Consider the following 23,220-nt stretch of genomic DNA (forward strand, 5'->3'; position numbering starts at 1 on the left):
ATCATGAAAGGAACGGAACATTTCAAGGAAATCATCAGGAACTATCTTGACAAGAGGGCAAAAGAGGACGAACTCTTCCGTGCCAAATACGAGACCACGACACGCACCATTGACGATGTGGTTACGTTCATACTCAACGAAGTGCAGAAATCCGGCTGTTGTGGCTTTGCAGACGAGGAAATCTATTCCATGGCAGTCCATGCGATAGACGAGCCGACACTGGACATCGGCAAGCCAATAAACTGCTCGGTCGTTGTCAATCACCACATTGAACTGACCGAGGAGGAAAAGGCGGAACAGCGAGCCATTGCGCTCAAACGCTACCAGGACGAGGAAATGCGCAAGTTGCAGCAACGCAACTCCAAGCCCAAGGCTGCAAAGAAGCCCGAACCCAAACAACCCGAACTCTCACTTTTTGATTTTTGAGCCATGAAACCGAGAACGAAATTTGAAAAGACGGTGGCAGCCTCCAACGAGGGGCTGTCCGCCATCAGCCCGAAAGCCGTGGAGTGGGCTGTCAAAAACGTGGTATCGCATATTGCTTTCCGCACTTCCGGCCACAAATGCACGTGCAGCGATTGCGGAGGAAAGTTTGACTACAAGGGAAAAGGAAAGTCTGTACGCTGCCCCCATTGCGGACACCGCTTGCAGGTTACTGACACGATGAAACGGAAATGCAGGGAGACAAGCTATTTTTCCACTCTTGAAGCCATTGACGGGTTGCAGGTGCAGCGTGTGTTCCTGCTGAATGTCTGTTACAGGAAAGGCGAGCCAATGAGAACTACCTGTTGGGAGGTGTGCCGTCTGTGGCTTGGTGGGGACGGAAAGACTGCCGTCACTTCAAGGGCGAGGACGATAGGCTATTATCAGGACAGCTTCAACTGGATGACCGATATTGAGTTAAGGCAAATGTCCGATGTGCATTGGGTTATCTCAAACACGTATGTCTATCCCCGTTATTCAGTCACGGCAGGACTGAGACGCAACGGCATGAGAGGCAGGCTTCCCGACTGCCACCCCATGCGTCTTGCAAAGGCTCTTTTGTCAGACCACCGCATCGAAACCATGATGAAAACCAAAGACCGCAAGGCGGTTGCCTATTTCGTCAGCAATACATTCGAGCTGGACAGGTGCTGGCAGTCATACAAGGTTGCATCACGGCATCATTACCGGCCTGTTGATTACAGCATGTGGTGCGACACCGTCCGTCTGCTTGAACGGTGCGGAAAGGACACACGCAGCCCGAGGTATATCTGCCCGATAAACCTCAAAGCCGAGCATGACAGGTGGCTGGCCAAAGTAAACGGCATGGAGGAGAGGCGCAGGAACAGGGAGCGGATGCAGAGAGCCAAGGAGCATGAAGCCGAGTTTTACAGGGACAAGTCCTGTTTCTTCGGGATTGTCATCAGCGACAGCGACATTGAGATTTCCGTGCTTGACACCATTGAAGCCTACAAGGAGGAGGGCGAACACATGCACCATTGTGTGTTCCAGTGTGAATATTATGCAAAGACGGACAGCATTATCCTTTCGGCACACGACCGACAAGGCAACCGCATAGAGACCGTGGAGTTCTCATTGAAAGAGGGTAAGGTGATACAGAGCCGTGGAGTGTGCAACTCCAACACGGAATATCACGAACGAATTGTCAAATTGGTCAATGATAACGCACACCGCTTCCTGGAGGCAAGAAAAACAGCATGATTTCTGATATATGTTCCGAACCCCGTTCTACGCTGGGAAGCGTGGAACGGAGTGCCTTTACATCATAACCAGGAATGCCAATTATCGCAAGACTTCTTGATGTATCGTGCAGTAGTGGTATTACCATAACACTTTATAATTGTGCGAAGATTACCCAATATATATTCTGCTTCGGCTTTAGCTTCCTCAGATTGGAACATTTCCAAAGCCTTTTTAATTTCTGCCTGATAGATTTCTTCTGTTTTTTTATGCCCGACAGAATGCTTGTAATCGTATAGGATGTCATCATAACCTTTTATATAATCAATTGACCAATAATCCAATCGAGGCTCAAACAAGCCGATATATTCTCCACGCCAATATTGGGTTAAAGCCCAACACTCTTCAAAAGAATTACGACGGCCTATGGCATATTTGAACCGTGCCATACCTCGTATGTCGGCAGTCTTTCCGTATTTCATCTGGTCTTGCAATTCCAACATTCTTTTGGCAAACCTGTATTTAATTCTTTGGGAGTCTTGCAATGGTTTATTGACAGTTTGTGCCTCCCATTCCCATTCTCCGCTTTTAGACCATCTGTCCGGATAAGCATAGAAAGGATTCCGATTAAGATAGCCTCCCTTATATACATTCATGGCTTGCAAATATTCATCAGAAACACTGGTAAAATATCCGACAGCCCTTTGATAGTTTTCCTCACGGAGGGCAAGAGTCCCTATAAGTTCATTGAAATAGTCTGAATCGTGCCGGATATACTTTTTCAGATAAGTAAACAATTTATTTTCAGAAGCAATACCCCGCTTCACGTCTATAAGTTGACTGGACGAAAGAGACCCCATCAACTGAAAAGAAAGAGAACTGTAATCTTGCGTATTCCAAAATCGTTCACTTCTTCTCATTTCTTCAATTGTCTGTGTTTGGGTAGCTCCTCCCCAAAAAGCGCATGTATAATCTGTCTCTATTTCATCATGGCGTTGCTTGGTGGCAAGCAGATTGTCTGCATAACCGCATAGTAATATAGCTGTAGTATAGTCCTTATTATTCCACAAGTTCGGAATCAGGCTGGCATAAACTATGTTCTGCATCATTCTGTTCCATTCCACAGCATCTGGCAAAAATATGTCAATCTTTGATTCCATCCATTTCAAATCAGACAAAAGTGATGAATTATCATCGTTCTCTGCATCTATCTTCATGCGATAGGCACGGGCATGGTCGTGTAAATCGTCTGATGAAAACGTGTGCCGCAAAGCCTTACGGATATACTGCGAGGCTTTGCGACTGTCAGAGTAAAACTCTCCGTACATATATGCCAAAGCAAACTCCCAGTCACCACGATTGTTTACTTTCTTCTTGCTTAGCACATTTTCTGCAACAGATTTTATTGCACAAAACTCGGCAGAATCATTTGAGATAGTCTGGATGTATGATAATAATTCCGGGTTGTCTGGATTGCGTTCTGCCATGAACGCAACAGGATTGTCGGTTTTGATAGAATAAAAATCACCAGATTGGGCGAAATATTCATTTGCCATATCAACATTTCCCAGCCGGTACCAACATCCGGCTACATACCCCTGTGCCATACGCTTGAACAGGTTGTCATCAGAAATTTCCTGAAAAGCCTCATTGAAATATGCCACACATTTATCGTAACAACGTGAAGCAAAAAGTGCCCGTACCACTTGCAAGGCATAACGGTCCTTGATGCGGGTTCCGGTGTAACTCTTGCACTTGTCAATTATATCCTGGAAATCACCTGTTACATCACTTGAATCTCTGGATGATGGGTAGTACCACGGTGAATTGATTTCATTTCTGCGTTTTTCCAACTCTTTGGCTGTACTCAAAAAATCAGCTAATTCCGAATCGTGAGTATTTTTCAGATAGATATAGAATAAATTATCCGTGCTTACACTTTCGTCATAACTGAACATTATATCATTGACTGTATCACTGTTATCTTTATATACCGCCTGCTCAATGTCGTTTAATGGTATTCTTTCAGAAGTAAGTTTTTGCCACAACCGCAAGTTCTCCTGCTTGTAAAAGTCTTTAGTAAGCAAGCCGTCCCAATTGGATGTGAAGAACTTGGGTGTTGGTATTATCGGAGGATACGGACCGCAAGCATTGGCATGGAATGATACGGAAAATACTATTATTACTATGCTACTTAACTTCAGAAGTAGAGAGTATTTTTTTGATTTCATCGTCTGTATATTTTGAGAGATTGCGTAAATCGAAATGATATAAAATATTACTGTGCGGATTATTGGATAGCTCTTGCTCTATCATGGACTTTACGCTTATTATGTCCTGATATTTGGAGGTTTCTACTCTAATCTCGTCTCCTTTCCGGATTATCATTTCTTTATAAGGAATATCTTCAAGACATTGGTAAGTATGATGATTCTTAGTGTTTTTGAACTTAGTGGAATCCTGTACGTTTATCCCATTCAACAGACCGACAAACTGGCGTTTATGAAACAACAACTGCCATGAATAGGTGGGATAGGCTACATCAAGGTGCAATGGATAATCGCTCAGATATTTCAGATATGGCTTTATATCTTTTGGGTCTAAGATGGAATTTGCCGCATCCGGGTCACTGAAATCTCCGGTATTATAAACCATCAGCACACCGTAATCAACCGGTGGAACCTTCTGTGCCAGTTGATGTAGTCTGATTGTCGAATTAAGATTCCAAGTCAGGTTCTGCTTGCGGATTTCATGTCGGACAGAATCACATAACGCAAAAAACGAACGTTCAGTAGAAGTTGTCCAATCACAATCCAACTGTAAGCCGGACACATTTGACAATCCGTTATATGAACACATATTCTTGACGCGCGTCACGATATTTTGGGCCAACTGTCCTTCATGTCCTTTTGCATCTTTCATTGCATCCAATGTAATATACACCACAGGAACAAATTCTATAAAGCCCAAAGAATCGTTTAATATATAATAAGTCTTTTCCGGAATCCTCATAGTGGCATTTGGCACAGTACGGTTTCCGTCAATCGTACCAACGTTATCAACCGACACATCAAACATACGCAAATAAATACGTCCAATATCGTGCTTGCGCATGAATGCGAAATCGGACGAATCCGGTGCAAATACTGTTTTCCAATAATACACACTATTTTTCTCTTCATGAGAAAAATCTGTTTTATTTACATGGCGACAGCCACTGAGTATTGCAAATAAAGCGAGAAATAAGAGAAGGTGTTTCATGTACTCAAATGATTGATTATTTTAATTGTACATTTGTCTTGCTGCCCATTGAAATACTTGTCTATAATTCGGGCAAAGACTTCATCAGGCGAAACGATGTCAAAGAGCGTCATGCAGGAACAGAGTTTACGGCTGTCAATGCCTCCGAATACTTCAACAGCATCATTGGTAGAAAGATGAAGTATTGTTTCTGAAACTTCTCTTAACCGTTGGGCGAGAACTGGATTTCCTAAATATGCAGTAGCTTCCTCTATTCCGGATATTCCATAAAACTTTGAGTTAAAAGAATACCCGAGCTGTTTGAGTTGCGGAAAGATATACCACATCCAATGCCCTCGTTTCCTGCCTTCCTGTAACTCTTTGAGAACTATTGGATATATCAAATCCTGTGCTTCTATAAAGCGTTGAAGATTATAGTTATCTTGCTCCATATCTTTGTTTTGCTTATGCAATACCCAATAGCTCTTTTCCATGAAGGAGGAGAATCAGGAATGCCTGTATTTGATTTTTACCATATTTAGATAAAATTAAAGGGTTGGAATAACCCCGGTATGATGTATGGAGCTATTCCAACCCGTAATATTTAGTTATCGCTTAGTTATCAGATGCCATCCTTCACGTACCCAAAGTACAAGGGAGGAACCAAGAATAATAATTATCCAATCTTGCAAACTCAATCCTTGAACATTGAAGAATTGTTGAATACCAGGTATTTCCACCATTGCCACTTGCCCTATCATGATAATAGCCACAATGATAAGTAATCCCTTACAACCTTTGAAATGTAAAGCACTACGACCAGTCTCGAATGCACGCGCATTGAAGAGATAGAAGAAATGGGTCATCACAAAAATAGTGAAGAGCAGAGTCAACTCATACGTAGATACATGGCCTTTTTCACCCAATTGAAGTGATAACAAATCTGTGAGTTGGTGAATGTCTGCGTGTTGGAATATATAAAGCAAACCGAGTAACATTGCAAAAAAGAATCCACCTACACCGATAATGTTAGCAATCATTGATTTATTAAGAATAAAAGCATTACGGTCGCGGGGTTTGTCCTGCATTACGCTCTCTGAAGGAGGAAGTGATGCCAATGCCATTGCTGCAAAAGTATCCATAATAAGGTTTATCCACAACATTTGAGTTACAGTCAATGGACTTTCTGTTCCCATAAATGCGCCGCAAAGAACTAAGAAACAAGCTGTTACATTTACAGTAAGTTGAAATAACAGGAAACGCTGAATGTTTTGATAGAGTGAACGTCCCCACATCACAGCCTTACCAATGCTTGAGAATGAGTTATCGATGATGGTAATGTCAGATGCTTCTTTGGCAACAGATGTACCATCGCCCATTGACAGTCCCACATGAGCAGTATGTAATGCAGGTGCATCATTTGTTCCATCACCAGTAACAGCTACTACCTGATTTTTCTTTTGCAAGGCTTCTACCAACCGTTTCTTGTCCATAGGACGTGCGCGGGCGATAATCTTTAGATCCTGTACACGGTCAAGCAATTGTTCCTCTGTAAGTGCAGCAAAATCGGGGCCAGTAATGATGTTGCGTTCTGTATCTGTAGAAGTCCAAAGACCTATTTGACGACCTATTTCCTTTGCCGTACCCGGAGTATCACCAGTTACAATCTTTATGTTTATACCTGCATCCAAACATTCTTTTACTGCATCAGGGACATCTACACGAACAGGATCTGCAATAGCAGCAATACCAATGAAATGAAGTGATGTAGCAACCAGTTTGCCATTTTCAATCACAGCATTATCGTTTTCCAACACTTGATAGGCAAAACCAAGTGTACGCATGGCTCGTTCCTGATAGGAAATTAACTGCTTATCAACAATAGTTTTATCTACATTGGTGACTTTGCATAAGTCAAAGATTATTTCCGGAGCACCCTTCACATAAAGTATTTTCTTGCCTGGTATGACAGCAGATTCAACAACAGTAGCCATATATTTACGCTCAGTAGAGAATGGAAGTTCTTGTACAACATTTACACTTTCACGCAGCATACGATAGTCCACCCCTTTGTTGTTTAACCAAAGTAGTAATGCCCCCTCTGTCGGATTACCCAGTACTTGAGGTTTCTTGACGTCTGAGAAATCAATAGATGCGGTGGAGTTTACTGCCATTCCTTCGTTGATAACACTATCGGAAATATTATCTGCATAAACTTTTATATCGTCCACTTTCATTTGATTTTGAGTCAGTGTACCTGTTTTATCTGTACAAATTACGGTAGTTGCTCCCATTGTTTCGCAAGCGTGCATTTTACGAACAAGATTATTTGTTCGAAGCATTCTTCTCATAGAATATGCCAATGAGAGTGTAACAGCCATAGGCAACCCTTCAGGTACCGCTACAACAACCAATGTAACGGCAATCATCAATGTTTGTAGAACATATGCTATAAAAGGAGCAATTTGTTCCATTGAGCCAAAACAATCTGTTCCGTTGCTGATTAAATAACCTGCAATACGTCCAATTATAATCAATGCAGCAAAACCATAGCTCAATTTGGTAATCCAAGCACTTAATCCGTCAAGTTGCTCGTTAAGCGGAGTTTTCACACTGTCATCAATCTGTGCTGCCTCAAACACTTTGCCTTGTTCGGTTGCATCACCAACTGCAAGTACACGGAATATACCATGCCCTTCCATTACCTTTGTACCTTTCATTACATGATTGGTTGGGTAAGTAGCATTCTTATCAAACTCTTCTTCATTGATACTCTTACCACATACAGGTTCTCCAGTTAAGGTGGATTCATCCAAATGTAATTGTACAGCTTCTATCAATTCGCCATCAGCAGCAACTTCCTCACCGGTATTAAGAATGACTATATCGCCTACAACAACATCTTTTCGAGGTATTTGTGTGGCATTCCCGTTACGGATTACCTCAACAGGTTCATCATCGTTTACTTGATTAAGAATTGTAAATTCTTTATCAGCTTGGAGCTCAAAATAAAATGCCAAACCAGTAGCAAGCAGAATAGCAACAAAAATTCCTGCCGGTTCAAAGAAGACTTCTCCACCTTCTCCCAATCCAAAATATTCATAAAATGAGATTCCAATAGAAAGCACACCTGCAATCATCAAAATTATGATAAGAGGGTCGCCAAACTTTTCAAGAAATTGTTTCCATAACGGGTCTTTCTCTGGAGGTGTCAAAATATTAGCGCCATGTTTTTTACGGCTTTCGAGCACCTCGGCATCGGTTAAGCCTGTGAAATGATGTTTTTGTTCCATATTATTCTTTATAAATTAATTATTCTTCGGTATCTGATTTATTCTTGCAGATTCAAGAATAGGTAAATTTGATTCTGTTGGTACATATATTACAGTCTTATCGCTCAAATCTGATTGTTGGCGAACCCAAAGATATTGGATGTAAGTAGGAGTAATACTACCGTTCTCTATTTTAATCGCTTCAGCAGCCCCTTTAGCTCTCTCTATTTCTGCTTGTGCATTCAATTTCTCTGCTTCAAGATTTGCTCGTGCTTCCTCTATCTTTATTTTACGATTCTGTTCGGCTTTGGCAAATTCTGCTTTACCTTCCATTTCCTGCGACCAAACATTATACCAAGGTTTGATAAAAGCCATACTTACCGTTAATAATATTACTGTTAAAATTCCCCATAATGCTTTTTTAATAAGACTGGGGGTGAAATCTAAATCCATATTCATACGATATCAATATTAATACTTATTCATTACTTTCAAATTCTTTAGCTGATATAGATGGCCCAAGACCACTGCCATATGTTGACATTTTGAAAACCATTTCTCCTTCCGTCCATTCGGTTTCAGTAGATGTTACAGAGAACTTTCCCCCATCGTGATATGAAGATTGTCCGTATGAGGATGTAGCTTTGATTTTCAGCTTAAATGTGCCACTTTTATTAAAGTTTACCGTTCTTGATGAATGTGCAGGTAAAGACACAGTCGTATATAGTCCTCCAAAAGAGTAGATAACCTTCAATGTCATTGTATAATCTGAACTGTTCCTAAATGTGATCGAAGCGTTTTTCTTTTGACTGTTATACTCATAATCATACACAGATTGAGCCATAGCTGTTGGTGCAACTAATAACATCATAGTAAACACAACATATAAAAATTTTACTTTCATATTTCCCTCGTTTATTATGCTTTATGAAATAAATTATCTTCTCTTAGGTACATATGTTTTGTTACCCTTACTATTTATATAATATTGTCCACCACGACTACCGGTATGAATAGTGCGACCTGATCCATAATTGTATGCATTGGAAGAGTAATCACGGGCATGGGTTCCAATAGTACCCGTAAAAGTGTTAAGATTTCCACTGGTTGAAAAATTATCATGATTAGTCGTATTAGTAGATGTCTTGTAATGCCCTTGTACATAAGTACCGTCCTTTCGGGTATATCCCTGTTGGTATCTTACAGAACTATTCGTTGTGCCGATACTCAATGAAGAGGTTGAATTACGTTTGGACGAAGTTCCGTAGATATTTTGAGCGTGAACTCCAAAAGTTGCGCAAATAGCAATTGCTGCTGTCAAAATAATATTTTTCATTTTCTTCGAATTTTATTTGTTATACATTTGATTTCCTTTTGATGCTGCAAAGTTAGTTTCAACTTTACGGAGTTTTTGGATTTCCAAAACATTACAACACCTTTACATTATTGCTATCGCTAAAGGGTTGCAAGGTTATAACATCGTCATGTTACGACTATATTTCAGAAATGTAATATTTTACATCTATGCCTCTATACATGTCTTAAATTCATTATTACATTATACACAAACCAACTATTTATTCCTTCCAAGAATATAGGTTTGCTGTTTGCCCCATCTTTTTGTAGACCAACTCCATTTGAATATGTATCAATGTTTATAATTTTATCAAATGACAATCTGAAACTCTTCTCTGGCGAAGAAAAGTAAATATGTTTATCTGTCAGACAAACACTACCTACTGAAATCCTCTGCATATAAGTAGTTTCTACCGGGTGTCCCCTAAAGCCTCCTGTCCTATAATAAATACCTTTCGCCACCCTTACACTAATACCACTACTTCTTCCGACATATTCTCTTTTTATTTTTTGCTCATAGAATATTATGTCTCGGAATAACCATATCATAGTTTCATTTCTTGAAAGCATAAATGGAAAGTTTCCGGCAATAGTTATTTTAGGTGATGGTTTGTTTCCATTCAGTATATCCTGAATAACATCTGCTTGCAACATTTTTTCTATGGAATGATGCTGGTTAAGTATCGCTTGTGGAATTTGAGAAAATTGTATAAAACGGGCTACACTTTGTTTTTCTGCATCATTTATAATATTGTCTTCAAGATATTTCTCTATTACATCGTCTAATACATCTACAAAAATTTTTTCTTTTGTTGCTTCATCAATGTATGAACTACTTATTATTTCATTTATTTCTTGTTCTCTACAATAAAAATCCTGAAGATTAGAGAAACAAGACATTAGTATATTGCGAAGTTTTAATTTCCCGTCGTTATATTTTTTCTCACATTCTGAATGCGAATGTTGAAACCATCCCGCATCTCTATGGCAATATTTACATTTTCCCATATTAATTTCGAAGTTTTGATTGATAATTTACGCTTTGTTTTAAGTAAGTCATAAGCATGATAACTCCTATAAAAGTAATAGGCAATGCTATTAACATTCCTAATGAGCTTCCACAGAATGTATCATATAAACCATGAATAATGGCTGGAATTGCAATTGCTAAGAAATACAAGGATATTCTATATTTGGGATATAAATTTGCAAAGGCTATAAAATAGCCTGCTATACCACACCAAATAGCATGAAGAAAAGGAAGACTTGTTAAACGAGCTATATTCATAAAAAATGCTCCGGTATAATCCAATTGAGTATTTACTTCCATTTGGTATTGTACTCCTTCAAAAACGCCAAAAGCAATACCTGACATTAAGCCATAATATACTAATGTCTGTGGCAATAACGGTTCTTTTGTTTTTCTATAAATAACAAACAGAGGAATTGCTTTAGCCAATTCTTCCATTAAACCGACTCCCAAGGTATATCCAAATAGATTCAAAGGGAAAGATAAATCTATCAATCTATAGAATGGATTTATACGTGGAATACCTAATACATCCCAGGCGACAAATACGAATAACTGAGTCAAGAAGAATATTGAAATAGTATTCTTTATAGATACTTGCGGTGTCTTGAAGAGGTAATAAAAGAAAAGTCCCCATATACATGAAAAGTACAAAGCAATCGCATAGAATACGCCAAAATTCCACATTGGTATAACCATTAACATACTAGGAGACAATCCAACTATAGCCAAGGTTAACAAGCGTTTCTCCGAAAGCCATTGCTTGTTGATAAAACTATTCTTTGGTATAATAAGTTCTGTTCCTATTTTGCGTAGCTGTGCTATTAAATCGCCACCATGAGATACTTTTGGCTTCAATCCAGCCCTATGCAAAAAATAATATACTGTATTTACTTCATTTGTAGATACACTTTTAGCTTTGTCATGAAGTAAAATTTGCCCATTGTTTACATATGACAAGAGAGTATTCTCATCGTATGGGCCATAATCTTGATTATTTCGTACAATATATACCATTAGAAACGGATGGATTTTAATAATGTATCAAGATAGTTGTAACCATCCCCAATTTGATAATATGATACTACGCAAACTTTTTCCGTTCGTTCATTAAATAATAGCACATAATGCCATTGAATAGGAGTTTCTGTTTCATATTGAATCGTTTTAATAAAATATGGATTGTCATTAACAAAACGCTTTTCATTTAGGATTTCCTTATAAGAATATTTTTCAAGTTCTGAGTCTTTCCAATTTTCCCAATAAGAATTGAAATTATCGGTTGTAATATCGGAATCATAATCGCTGCATATTCTTACCCAAGCACAATCACTAAGTTCCAAATCAAACAGAGTGATTTTGGGTTCATCTATTTCTTGTTTTTCACATATAAATCCATCAGGTTTTGTGAACACTATGCGTCCATCTGTGTATTCATTATATGCTAAATCTACCGATGAAATGAATTGAGCTTCTTTTTTATCGTATTGTGACTGTATATCTGCGATACCAATGCCAAGCATAAATAGGGGAACTATAACAAATGCTGCTGTAATATAATAGTCACGACTATATATTTTACGGTATGTTTTTGGAATGATATTATTGACCTGCTTAGAAGTTGTCAGATACAAGAACCAAACGATACTCCATATCAAAGAACGTATAAGACGAGGCATACTCCCCATACCAGATTCCTCAAATTCACCACTAAATAGAGTTATAACATTTGATATAAAGACAGCAGCTATATATACCTTGGCTAAATAAACTGCATTTGGCTTTCTTTGGAGGAAAGCATAGATAGTGTAAATGGCTAAGGCTAATAACATTATACCCAAAAACACATCTGCAAGTGCTAAAAAATGACTCCCATATTCTTCTATATTATAAGTAAGTATAGGATATAAAGCACTTACCAGACCACCAAGACCAATGGAAAAAAGTAGAAATCCTAACCATCCATGAATGTTATCATTGGGATTAGGATAATCTATTTGAGGGCACGATGCTTTTTCCTGTTGATTGAAATTTGCATTGTCATGTATGACTTGATTTGTTTTTTTCTCCAAATTTATACGCTTTATATAATGGTCACATGACTGCCCATTAAATTCTATATTTTCTATACAAGTACTATTATATTTCTTGCATTGTTCGCATTGATCCTTTATAGCCATAAATCTAATTATTAACAAGTTGAACAATGACTAATCTACCTCCTTGACTTTTGTCAAGGAGAATCTGCCGACCTTCTGTAAGTGGAACATATCCGCCGATTGGAATATCTTTTTGTTCAGTAATGTCACGCATATCAGGGAGACGCCTATTGATAAGTATCCATTGTCCATTATGGAAATGAAAGTCTCCGACTGGCTTCTTATCATTATCGCTTGTCTTTTCATTTGCTGATACCAAGTTGTTGGAGTGCCACCGATAAAGAGTCTGCTTATCATAAATCATTAAGCGATAGTTTTCCGAAATGAACTTTCCATGAGCAGGTGCATAATAAAAGTTAAGAATTGGTAGCTGTCCTTTATATTCTCTACCACAGAACGGACAGTGAGGCTTGGTAGTATTGTCGAAAACATACCAGTGAGCCTGACAATCTGGATTTTGGCATGGCTGTACCAAATCACATGTCTTGATAAGTGCATCTTCCCATTCAGCCGCACTGGGACGCATAGATGGATTGTGCAGCCCATCAATGAATGCTTTGTCGAACAATTTTTTCAAATACGGACCACAAATAGTATAGGGGAGCCGATTTGGATCGCCTTGTGGCAATTGGGACGGTGCCAGCTGGTTAGGTTTAACGCGATTGGTAGAATCAGTGGGATGTTCAATGAACAAGGCCTTTGCTCCATAACGCATATCATCGTCTTTTTGTGGATCGTCTATATTCCACACTTTTCCACCGTCCAAAGGATGGCGGTTGAGCAGAAAAGTATAGATGAGTACTGCAAGTGCGTAGCGGTCTGTAGTAATCTTAGGCAAATTTTTTTTTGGATCGTCTATTTTTAGTGTCTTTGTGGCGAGAACTTCGGGTGCTATAAAACCAGGAGTACCTACCACCTCTGGCGGGAACTTGCCGGGTACAACCAATCCATCATCATCAATAATGCAGGCCGAACCAGAAAGGGGGTCAACAAGTACATTATTGTAGGAAAGATCCGAATGAGCTAGTCCTGCGGCATGTATGCGGCGAATACCACGTGCTATCTTCAAACACATATGCAAACGCGACAGAAATGTACCTTTCTGATCGGCAGGAACGAACTTGTTGATGAGTTTTGCCGAAGAGAACCATTTGCCGTTCTTTTCCTGACCGTTCTTAATGAAAGGCCATTGGGCATCAATTCCTGTAAAGAAGAACTTTTTGTTATAGAAAGGAATAACAATACCCGTGAGTCCTTTCCATTCCACCATTTTAGTAGGCCATGCAAATATGTCATTCCAGTAATCTCCATCTGAGTTCTGAACGAAAATCTTTTCGCGATACACCCCAACAATGTTTTCCAATCGGGCTTTGTCGTTGGCATTTGTAGGATTACGGTAGAATGCCACAACATAAGTTTTATCGGTTGAGAAATATACATCCTTAACTCCGCCTTGAGCCTTAATCTCGTCATAGAACTCAACGGTAGAACCGTCGGATGCAGTCAGTTTAATTATATTAGCCATAACTTCTTCCTTTTAAGATTCTACATTGATTTTATCAGAAGAAATAGTTCCTGTTTCATTTGTATCGGAGATTTCTTTTGCCATTTGTTCTGTTACTTCTTCACATTTTGGATCAGTCTCTTCACCCTCATATAAAATGGCAATAGTGCGGTCATCGTGATTTCCTGGCGACCAAAAGTCAAGCCAATTCAATAATTGCTCTTTTGATGATTCGTTGTCGTCAGTAAGTTCCACTCCATTCTCTTTAAGGTCGTTCCACAAAGCATCCCATCTGTCAGGATTGTTCAGATTGACATCTGTTTCAAACTTCGGGTCACTTACACCATCTGTCATCATAAAAAGAGCGGTGAAGTCATCTACTATATTGAAACGAAGTCGCTGGTATAAACTTTTGGCATCCTTGAAAATGTCCGGCATGGTGAGAAATCGAGTCTGCCCTGCAAATTCTCCTTCGTCCGGTACACCAAGTATTTTAGCCGTATGTGTATGTTTGTCATAAAGACAAATTGCACCATCACCCACCCAAAATGAAGCTAGAAACCATCCAAAAGAAAATTTTTTACTAATGACAAGCAAAAGTGTTGTCGCATATTGTTTAGGTTGATTGTTGACGGTGGCCGCTTCAGCGTTAATCGCACGATGAGCCTTAAACGCTGCAGTTCCAACAATCTTATATATATGATCTCCAACTTGTTTGCGTGCATCGCTTTCGCCGTCACCCATCTGTTCGTTGTATTTCAATATTGCATTTTCAAAATCTTTATTGCCATTAAGTTGTACAATACAATAGTTCACTGATTCCTCACATGCAATACGAGAACCTTCACGTGAAAATTTAGCAGAACCGGCACCATCAGCTACGGCCATAACATACCATCCATTGTCCATATGAGCCATTTTGAAATGGTCATCGCGAGGTTTAGCTTCTTGTGCATGGCTACGTCCACGCTTACTGGCTGCCACAATATCTTTCTGAGGTGTTCCGTCAGCAAGGGCTTCTACTTTTATATACTCTACCTGAATATCATTATTTTGATACTTTGGTTCAGGCATATTTCCCCAATCCACAGGTAGGTCTTTCCACAATTTACGAGGATCTTGATTAATTACGAAAGGCACTTTCCGTTCCAAAATAGGATGTTCTTCTGGCATATCCACACCTACAAACTGATAGCGTATAATCAAATCAAATGTTGATTGAGCTGTTGCACCATTTTTACGGAAATATTCCAAAGACGGGCATCCTGAGATAGTAAAAGACTTCCCATCTGCAGCTGTTACAAGGCTCAACCCATGAATATTTTTATCGAGTCCAGATACGCTTACGAGAACAATCTCCATACCGTCTAATCCATCGGGATCTAAAACAGGCATATCTACAGTCACTTCATATTCCTGATTTTCCTTTGCATTAGGTATATTAAGATCCCACACAATTTTATTCTCTGCCATTTTTATTTTATCCATAAGATAGTCATTGTATAAATTCCACAATTTGTCTGACAAAAAACGGAGAAAATTTTCTACTTTCTTATCATCTTTATTTCCAATGAGAGTGTCTATGATTTTATCAATATCCATATTTTACCCCCTTCCTCTTGTAATGTCTATTCCTCCTTCAGCAATTTCACCTAAAGTTCCTTCCATACCACACCAAGGACAAGCTGTCGTTTGACCGCCCGAACACATAATGTTACCACATTCACAAACTACTACTCCGAGCTGATTTCCACAACAGGGACAAGTCGGCACACCCCGCAATGACATCGTATTGATATTACGGTTCGATTTTCCATCACTCAAATCATTGTAATTTTCTTCATCAATAGGATAGGCTCCCACGAGTTTGAAGTCTGTTGTTTTTATATTCAGAGTTTCAAGCCCTTCTATATTAGCAAGATGCTTTGCATATTTAACCAAATAAAGTCTCTTGGTATTGGAACATTTACCAAGCAATACTACATAATTTTCATCCACCATGCAGGGCTTGGTTGTATCAACTTTTTCCAAATTAATACCATTGGTAGAAGCCAATTTTACATCATCATCTCCTACATCGGTCACTGATACACTGGTAGCCTTAATGGAAGCCGTCACCCACTTAAAGAACGCTTTGAATGATATATCATCTGTCTTATTTAGCCGAAGTACATTGTCAGATATTTGTCCTAAAAGTTGAGTATTTACATTGTCTCCAATGGATATGGCTACAATATTTGCCTTTCTGCGATATGAATTGTTCCAGCGAGCAAAAGCAGAAGATGGATTATCAGTTGGTGTACCGTCAGTAAAAAGAAAAACTATCGGCTTCCAATCCCCTTTTTGCTCCGTTGTGGTTTTAACTAAATTCTTATCCATATCATCCATCAAGAAATTCAGAGCAACACCGAGAGACGTGCCACCACCTATAGGAAATATAGGTGGATAAAACTTATATAACTCTGTCAACGGTGAAATACATTTTGCCTTTCCTGCAAAAGCAATAATAGATATAAACGCAGTTTCAAGAGCATAGGGATCTGTACGCAATTCCTGTACAATCATTCTCATGCCATCCTGAACTTGTTGGATAGGGGCACCAACCATTGATTCTGAAACGTCAACAAGGAAATATACGGGTAATCTTCTCATTGTTTTATACTAATTTAATTTCGATTGATAATTATAGGTAAAGGACTGAGATAGATTTTCCCAGGTCCTGTTATTTTCATAAGACTTAATCCTTCTCCTCGCAAAACATTACCGACAGACCATCCTGCCTGTATCTGTGAAGAAGAAAATCCGTGTAAGGCAATGATGTGATTTTCATCCACTTCTATAGTTTCACCATTCCTTAACTGCTTTTCAATGGGATTTCCCAACGAATTGAGAAAGACGGTTGCATTACCTTCAATTTTTTGAAATAGTCCAATACCTCCAAGTAGACCTTGGAGATTCAGATTGAGGTTCAAGGATACCCGACCAGTTGAAGCAACATAATGTCCTCGACGACATATAAGATTTTCTCCTTGTAATTTAACAGGAAGTAAAGCACAAGAAGAACCTGACAACACAAGTTTCTTCTCCGTATTCGTTGGATTAGAAAAACGGATAATCAATATGGACTCGCCAGACAAAGCTGATTTAACCACTCCACCAATAATAGTTCCTAAACCGGTACCACCATTTGTAAATTCAACTTCGCGCTGCAATGATTCCTCTACATAAACTATACTGCCACGTTCTGCATAAAATTCCTCTCTTGGAGCCAATGAGACTTCAAGTGTCTTAAATTCATATCCAACAAATTTGCAATTCATATCATTGTTTCTATTAAATTACCAAGTTGACTTCTGCTGGTGGAGGCGGTAATTCAACCTGATCCGTCACACCCATTGTTCGCCCTCCTTGTTGTACATTGATAGTTACCCATTGAAAAAACTTCTTGAATGTATTACTATCCATTGTATCAAGCGTAAATACATTGTCGGTAAGCTTTTTCAAAGGTTCTGTCTTTGCTTTCGGGCCAGCTGCACAAGCTACGATATTAGTAAACTGATGGCGTTTCACTTTCTGTATAGCTTCATCATATGCCATTAAATCTGCAGGCTTCCCATCTGTCAGAACAAACATTATAGGCATCCAATCTCCTTTCTGCTCACGTGATCCCATATTGACTTCTTCATCATAACGTTGGCACATCAAATTCAATGCTGCTCCCAGAAATGTAGCACCTGAGTCTGGCACATGAATATCAGGTAGCTGGAGATTTTCCAATTCTGTCAAAGGAAGAATTTGCTCAACCTTACTGTCAAACGTAATAATACTAACACAAACTGTTTCCAATGCATAGGGATCCAATCTTAATGACGCAATCATGTCTGAAAGTCCGACCTTGACGCTCTCAATAGGTTCACCCCTCATGGAACCACTTGTATCTATAAGAATATATACTGGTAATCTTCTACTCATGATTTTAGTTTTTATACCCGAAAGGCATTTGACTTATCAATGTCTTTCGGGTCAATGTCCATTATACAACAATGTTTACTTCTGGAGGGGGAGGTGGAAGTTCACTCATTGTAGTAGCTTCTGCCGCCGTTTCCTCAACAGATTTACTACTTGTACTGATGCTGGCAGATACCCACTTAAAAAATGCTTTGATTGTGGCACTGTCCGCAGTATCCAGTTGAACCACATTTTCTGTGATTTGCTTTAAGGTATCTGTACTTGCTCCTTGTCCAGCTGCACAAGCCACAACCATACCACATTTGCGTTTCTTAAATTCAGCAAGTCCTTTCGACATATCATCGGTAGGCACACCGTCAGTCATAATAAAAACCAAAGGCCGCCAGTCACCTTTCACTTCTGCGGTTGTCTTGGTAATCTCACTATCAATTTTCTTGGCTAAAAGATCTAATGCGCCTCCTAAAGCAGTACAACCACTCGCATCAATATTAGGTTGCTGGAATGCAGCCAATTCTGTCAGCGGTGTTACTTGTTGAGCCGAAGAATTGAATGTTATGATACTGATATAAGCAGTTTCCAATGCGTAAGGATCGCTTCGAAGCGTAGAGATCAAAGTCTGAACGCCATTCTTTACAGCTTCAATAGGCTCTCCGTACATCGAACCCGATGTATCGAGCAACAGATAAACAGGTAATCTTCTCATTGTTCGTTATTTTGAATAGTTTTCTATGATTCGTTTGATTGTTTTACGAAGATCATTATTATCTCTATATGCATCACCTATTGCAGCAAACTTCCAATTATTGCTTCTTCGATAAAGTTTTCCCATTATAAGAGCATCGGTTTCTGTGAACTGAGCATTCTTTGCAACATCATACTGAGCAAAAACTGATGTTACTTTTTCTGGAGTTCCTTCATACATGCGAATAGCCACATAAGGAATTTTCTGAAAATCAATGTTTTTAGGTGAATAAATGTTTAGAAAGAAAAAGATTTGGTCAATTTGAGGATTTACTTTTGTTAAATCAACAGTTATTATTTCATTGTCTAATCCATCATCTCCACCTTTGTCTCCTTCTGTATCATCAGGAGTATGATACATAGCTTTATCAGTTGACCAATCTTTTCCTATAGGCAAGCCAGCAGAAGTGAAGAACTCTTTTTTGTATAATGGAGAATATAATGTATCAACAAGTTTCCCATTAGTATCAAGCATGATACAACTCAAGTCAATATCTACATCTATTTCTTCTTTTACAGGACGCATTTCTGTTTTTCGTCCAAATCCTAAGAAGCCCTCATTTACGACAATTTCTTTCATTTTAGAGACTTCTATTGCTCCCCAATTACATCCCACACAAAAATTTGTGAGTTTTGCACCAGATTCTTTTTCAAGATTGATACGTTGTCCTTTTTCAAGTTTTATTGCCATAATTTTTTTATTTTATTAATCTTTACTACCCGGTGAATAATTGAACCCCCATCCATACTGCATATCACAGTCACGATGACCATCATGAAATGTAACGAGTTTCTTCACGGTTATGGAATTATCACCTCCAAAGTTGAGTTCTGCTATTGCACAAAACTTTTTGTTACTGAATTGCTGTCCCATTTCTACGACAATATCTTCATAACCTGGAACTTTAACCTTGACTACAGCATTTGTTTCAGACCATTTTGCAACACCCTCATATATAAAAGTATAGACAATGATACGCTTGATGTTATTTACACCGGCAGAATTAATTAATATTGTTTCACCGGATGAAGAACCACCACCTCTGTCATCCCCTTGATGCCATATATAAGGCGCATTATCGTAGCAACCCTGACGGGTAACATGATGGCGGTCGCCACCACGACCATGTGAGAATTGCAAACCGTCTATTAAACTTTTTTGTCTATTACACAATTCATAAAAGCAGCCAAGGTCAAGATCTACAGCTTTACCCAATAGGCCTTTGAAAAAACCGCCTTTATTCCAATCAAGATTGACGACAATTTCACCAATCAGAGGTTTACCTGCGCGTTTTTCCAAATTGATACGATGTGTATCCCCACCTTTTTCAAGAATGATAGCCATGTCTACATAAATTTAGAAGCATATTTCTTACAAATAGGTTCAAGTCCATCCGTATGAGCATCCCCAACAGCTTGGAATTTCCATTCAGTTCCACGACGATACAATCGGCCGAACTCAACGCCTTTGTCTGTAGAAAAATCTTCATCTAGATCATAACGGCAAATTATTTCTCCAGTTAGTGCATTTTTAATCTGGATAAAAGCATCACGAACTTGACCAAAATTATATTTGCGACGTGGGTCATTGAGGTTATTAGGATTCCAATAGATACTTACAGTGAAGAGTATTTCTTTTACAGCTGAAGATGTTTTAGTCAAGTCAACATCAATTTCTTCGCTTCCTTCACCTGTATCGTCTTCATCATCACCAAGATCGTCAATAGAACCAAGCACACTTTTATCTACTGAGCATGGGCGATAGACAGGATTACCATTCCCGTCATATATTTGTTTTTCTTCATTATCCAAAGCAGGAACTTTGTTTGAAGAACCGTAAAATACAAAATTGTACTCATGTTCAATTTGTCCGCTATTACCTAACAAAAATGTAGAAGCGTCCAAATCATAAGGCGGATTGGCATTGGGATTGACTTTCCAGCCCATTTCTACTTTCAAGTGGGATAAGCTGTTGTCTATTTCTACCCGTTGTCCTTTTACAAGATTGATAGCCATGGGTTATTCGTATTTACTCGCATATTTATGAACGAGTGATTGCATTCCTCCTTTATTACCTGTCCCCATAGCCTCAAATTTCCATTCAGTACCACGACGGTATAAACGCCCAAATTCTACAGCTGTTTCAATTGAAAAATCCTCATCTAGGTCATAACGAGCGATTTCCATATTTGTTTTAGCATCATATATGCGAATATACGAGTTGCGTACTTGTCCAAAGTTTTGCCTACGTTCTTCTGCCTTATAAATAGTTGCAGTAAATATAATTTCTTGTATATTTGAGCTAACTTTGGTTAAATCAACATTTAATGTCTCGTCATCACCACCATCGCTGTTTCCTCCAGTTAAATCATCACCACTCGATTCTACAGAACCATCGGGTGATTTTTGATTACCATAGAACACAAAATATTCTTGTGCTGGAACTTGCCCATCACTACCAAGCATAAATGCCGAAGCATCCAAATCAAAATCATAGCCTGTTCCTTTATTGGGATCCCATCCGAGACCAACGCCCACCAGCGTAAGACCTTTGTCCATGCTGATTCTTTGTCCTTTTTCAAGATTAATCATAATACTGTTGTTTTAATTTTGAATTTCTTTTGATGCAAAATTATAAATGACTTCTCTTATATTCTTGGTTTCAGAAATGTTACAACTGTTATCACTCGAAATACAAGAACTATGGTTGCAACCTTTGAACCCTATTTAACCACTACCTATAATGCCGCTATCTTTATCCAATCTTCCGATTCAGTGAAGAGTTTGATATCGTTTTTCTCAGCCCCACAACAAAGGCATAATGAAGAAGATATATTCACGGCATAATTACCATATATATTCCGTTGTATCATATAGTCATCTACATGGTACAGCACATTATCTAATTTTGAGAGTTGCCGTTTCAATAAACTTATCATAGGAAGCCGAATTTCTGGAACTCCAATATTAGGGGCTTTATCTTCATCTCCTCCGAACATTCTATAAATTAATTGATACTTATGTATAATTGCTTTCATGCGTTTCTCATATCGCTCCATTTGTTTGGGAGATTGCGGCTGATTGAAATTAATTCCTCCACTGGCAGACTCCATTAGAAATAAAGCATATAGAGCTTTCTCACGTCTATGTACTTTCTCTAACATAACATCCGCTTCAGGAAAATATATTCGTTCTCGCATAGGATCTACCACAACACTACTTCTTACACTTTTCCTTAGCATTAGGATATCAAAAATCAGTTTATAATAACCTGTAAAAACGAATCTTCCTTTGTCCTCTTGTATATAATTCAAACGTAGGTTATGATAACTCTCGGCAAATAAATCCAAGATCATTCTTATCGTAAATAATGGATTATCCACTATCTCTACTAATAGAAAATTAGAGATATTTTTATCGTTAACAATCGATTCCCCTATTTTAATAAGAAATGACGGATTGATAACACGAAGTTCTTTAATAGATAATTTAGTTGCCAAATGATCACAGCAAAAAGATGCGGTAGATAAATTTTGCACCTGTTTTACAATAGTATATATACGTTCATTACTCACTTTTGGATAAAGGAACTTTGCAATCCGAAGTAAATCGGCTTCCAAAATACTATTATAGTGTTCTGAGAGTTTGGGTAGATATACCAATTCAAAGCCAGCCAATCTCACTTCCGTACATAATTCCCGATACAATAGCTTCATTTGATTATTCGTTACACTATTATATTCGCTTTCCAAATATAAAATCTGCGATTTCTCGAAATTTAATGTAGAGGATTCAACAGAAAGAACAGTAACTTCATTAGGTATTTTAACAATGAGATTTAGGCGTAAGGCAAGTAGTAATAAGGCTTCTTCTTTTGTACAAAAATCGTCAGACATGGTAGTCTTCCAAAAGTCGTTCATTAAAGAATGTCTATCTTTTTCATCAAAATTGGCTATAACACTTAAAGATTGGGACAAAGTACATGATTCAGCAAATATTTCATCCTCTTCTATAATGCCATATTTCTCTTTAAGGGCATCAAAAAAATCTATTTCCCTTATATCTATTATGCCATCTGCTTTTATTAAATCAGAGACGATTCTTACAACACTTGCTCTTTCTATCTGCCTCATATCTTTTTTGTTTATTAACCCAAGATGTAAAAGAAATTTCGATAAGACTTAAATAATAGAGCTGCCGCTTTTACATGTCAGACTTTGATATTCAAGCATTTTCTTTTTTAATTTCTTATATTATTCCCATAAT

General features: G+C 38.4%; 23 protein-coding genes. 2 read left to right on the forward strand and 21 right to left on the reverse strand.

What is annotated here, in order from left to right:
- Window positions 1-3 precede the first annotated feature (3 nt).
- Window positions 4-426, forward strand: coding sequence for a PcfK-like family protein (locus BQ8005_RS01530; protein ID WP_022163543.1), 423 nt, complete (start codon window positions 4-6; stop codon window positions 424-426).
- Window positions 427-429: 3 nt separating this feature from the next.
- Window positions 430-1,704, forward strand: coding sequence for a PcfJ domain-containing protein (locus BQ8005_RS01535; RefSeq protein WP_022163542.1), 1,275 nt, complete (start codon window positions 430-432; stop codon window positions 1,702-1,704).
- A 62-nt stretch (window positions 1,705-1,766) separates the two neighbouring features.
- Here BQ8005_RS01535 and BQ8005_RS01540 read toward each other — a convergent pair whose 3' ends face one another.
- From BQ8005_RS01540 to BQ8005_RS01635, 21 genes are all read right to left on the reverse strand, one after another.
- The gene (locus tag BQ8005_RS01540) at window positions 1,767-3,914 is read right to left on the reverse strand and encodes a hypothetical protein (RefSeq protein ID WP_022163541.1); all 2,148 of its coding nucleotides are present in this window, start codon (window positions 3,912-3,914) and stop codon (window positions 1,767-1,769) included.
- Window positions 3,874-4,944 (reverse strand): hypothetical protein, encoded by a 1,071-nt coding sequence (locus tag BQ8005_RS01545; RefSeq protein ID WP_075316821.1) that lies wholly within the window; start codon window positions 4,942-4,944, stop codon window positions 3,874-3,876. The genes BQ8005_RS01540 and BQ8005_RS01545 overlap by 41 nt, the downstream gene beginning before the upstream one ends.
- Complete coding sequence (locus BQ8005_RS01550) at window positions 4,941-5,417, reverse strand: DUF1810 domain-containing protein (RefSeq protein WP_234983983.1); 477 nt, start codon at window positions 5,415-5,417, stop codon at window positions 4,941-4,943. Before BQ8005_RS01550 ends, BQ8005_RS01545 begins: the two co-directional genes overlap by 4 nt.
- A gap of 114 nt (window positions 5,418-5,531) precedes the next feature.
- Complete coding sequence (locus tag BQ8005_RS01555) at window positions 5,532-8,216, reverse strand: calcium-translocating P-type ATPase, PMCA-type (RefSeq protein ID WP_022163538.1); 2,685 nt, start codon at window positions 8,214-8,216, stop codon at window positions 5,532-5,534.
- 15 nt (window positions 8,217-8,231) lie between these two features.
- Window positions 8,232-8,570 carry an SPFH domain-containing protein gene (locus BQ8005_RS01560; protein WP_390891789.1) on the reverse strand — a complete coding sequence of 113 codons (339 nt, stop codon included), beginning with the start codon at window positions 8,568-8,570 and terminating at the stop codon, window positions 8,232-8,234.
- 103 nt (window positions 8,571-8,673) lie between these two features.
- Window positions 8,674-9,099, reverse strand: a complete 426-nt coding sequence (locus tag BQ8005_RS01565) for a hypothetical protein (protein WP_022163536.1) — start codon at window positions 9,097-9,099, stop codon at window positions 8,674-8,676.
- Between the two features lie 33 nt (window positions 9,100-9,132).
- Window positions 9,133-9,531, reverse strand: coding sequence for a hypothetical protein (locus BQ8005_RS17005; RefSeq protein WP_022163535.1), 399 nt, complete (start codon window positions 9,529-9,531; stop codon window positions 9,133-9,135).
- A 194-nt stretch (window positions 9,532-9,725) separates the two neighbouring features.
- On the reverse strand, window positions 9,726-10,559 hold the full coding sequence (locus BQ8005_RS01570) for a hypothetical protein (RefSeq protein WP_022163534.1): 834 nt from the start codon (window positions 10,557-10,559) through the stop codon (window positions 9,726-9,728).
- A gap of 1 nt (window position 10,560) precedes the next feature.
- On the reverse strand, window positions 10,561-11,598 hold the full coding sequence (locus BQ8005_RS01575) for a PrsW family glutamic-type intramembrane protease (RefSeq protein ID WP_022163533.1): 1,038 nt from the start codon (window positions 11,596-11,598) through the stop codon (window positions 10,561-10,563).
- A complete protein-coding gene (locus tag BQ8005_RS01580) occupies window positions 11,598-12,761 on the reverse strand; it encodes a DUF2569 family protein (protein WP_022163532.1) in 1,164 nt (387 codons plus the stop codon). Before BQ8005_RS01580 ends, BQ8005_RS01575 begins: the two co-directional genes overlap by 1 nt.
- 4 nt (window positions 12,762-12,765) lie before the next feature.
- Window positions 12,766-14,265, reverse strand: coding sequence for a helix-hairpin-helix domain-containing protein (locus BQ8005_RS01585; protein ID WP_022163531.1), 1,500 nt, complete (start codon window positions 14,263-14,265; stop codon window positions 12,766-12,768).
- A 12-nt stretch (window positions 14,266-14,277) separates the two neighbouring features.
- Window positions 14,278-15,846, reverse strand: a complete 1,569-nt coding sequence (locus tag BQ8005_RS01590) for a PP2C family serine/threonine-protein phosphatase (RefSeq protein WP_022163530.1) — start codon at window positions 15,844-15,846, stop codon at window positions 14,278-14,280.
- 3 nt (window positions 15,847-15,849) lie between these two features.
- Window positions 15,850-16,896 carry a TerY-C metal binding domain-containing protein gene (locus BQ8005_RS01595; RefSeq protein WP_022163529.1) on the reverse strand — a complete coding sequence of 349 codons (1,047 nt, stop codon included), beginning with the start codon at window positions 16,894-16,896 and terminating at the stop codon, window positions 15,850-15,852.
- A 14-nt stretch (window positions 16,897-16,910) separates the two neighbouring features.
- The gene (locus BQ8005_RS01600) at window positions 16,911-17,564 is read right to left on the reverse strand and encodes an AIM24 family protein (protein WP_022163528.1); all 654 of its coding nucleotides are present in this window, start codon (window positions 17,562-17,564) and stop codon (window positions 16,911-16,913) included.
- A 13-nt stretch (window positions 17,565-17,577) separates the two neighbouring features.
- Window positions 17,578-18,216 carry a vWA domain-containing protein gene (locus BQ8005_RS01605; RefSeq protein ID WP_022163527.1) on the reverse strand — a complete coding sequence of 213 codons (639 nt, stop codon included), beginning with the start codon at window positions 18,214-18,216 and terminating at the stop codon, window positions 17,578-17,580.
- Between the two features lie 61 nt (window positions 18,217-18,277).
- The gene (locus BQ8005_RS01610) at window positions 18,278-18,916 is read right to left on the reverse strand and encodes a vWA domain-containing protein (RefSeq protein WP_022163526.1); all 639 of its coding nucleotides are present in this window, start codon (window positions 18,914-18,916) and stop codon (window positions 18,278-18,280) included.
- A gap of 6 nt (window positions 18,917-18,922) precedes the next feature.
- Window positions 18,923-19,645 (reverse strand): TerD family protein, encoded by a 723-nt coding sequence (locus BQ8005_RS01615; protein ID WP_022163525.1) that lies wholly within the window; start codon window positions 19,643-19,645, stop codon window positions 18,923-18,925.
- 15 nt (window positions 19,646-19,660) lie between these two features.
- A complete protein-coding gene (locus BQ8005_RS01620) occupies window positions 19,661-20,299 on the reverse strand; it encodes a stress protein (protein ID WP_083610475.1) in 639 nt (212 codons plus the stop codon).
- A gap of 2 nt (window positions 20,300-20,301) precedes the next feature.
- Window positions 20,302-20,970: a TerD family protein gene (locus BQ8005_RS01625; RefSeq protein WP_075316823.1), complete on the reverse strand. Its 669-nt coding sequence runs from the start codon at window positions 20,968-20,970 to the stop codon at window positions 20,302-20,304.
- 3 nt (window positions 20,971-20,973) lie between these two features.
- Entirely contained in the window at window positions 20,974-21,546 is a 573-nt protein-coding gene (locus BQ8005_RS01630; RefSeq protein WP_022163522.1) for a TerD family protein, read from the reverse strand.
- A 146-nt stretch (window positions 21,547-21,692) separates the two neighbouring features.
- Complete coding sequence (locus BQ8005_RS01635; RefSeq protein ID WP_075316825.1) at window positions 21,693-23,087, reverse strand: hypothetical protein; 1,395 nt, start codon at window positions 23,085-23,087, stop codon at window positions 21,693-21,695.
- Window positions 23,088-23,220: the final 133 nt, after the last annotated feature.

Source organism: Bacteroides togonis (assembly GCF_900130135.1).
Classification (GTDB): Bacteria; Bacteroidota; Bacteroidia; order Bacteroidales; family Bacteroidaceae; genus Bacteroides; species Bacteroides pullorum.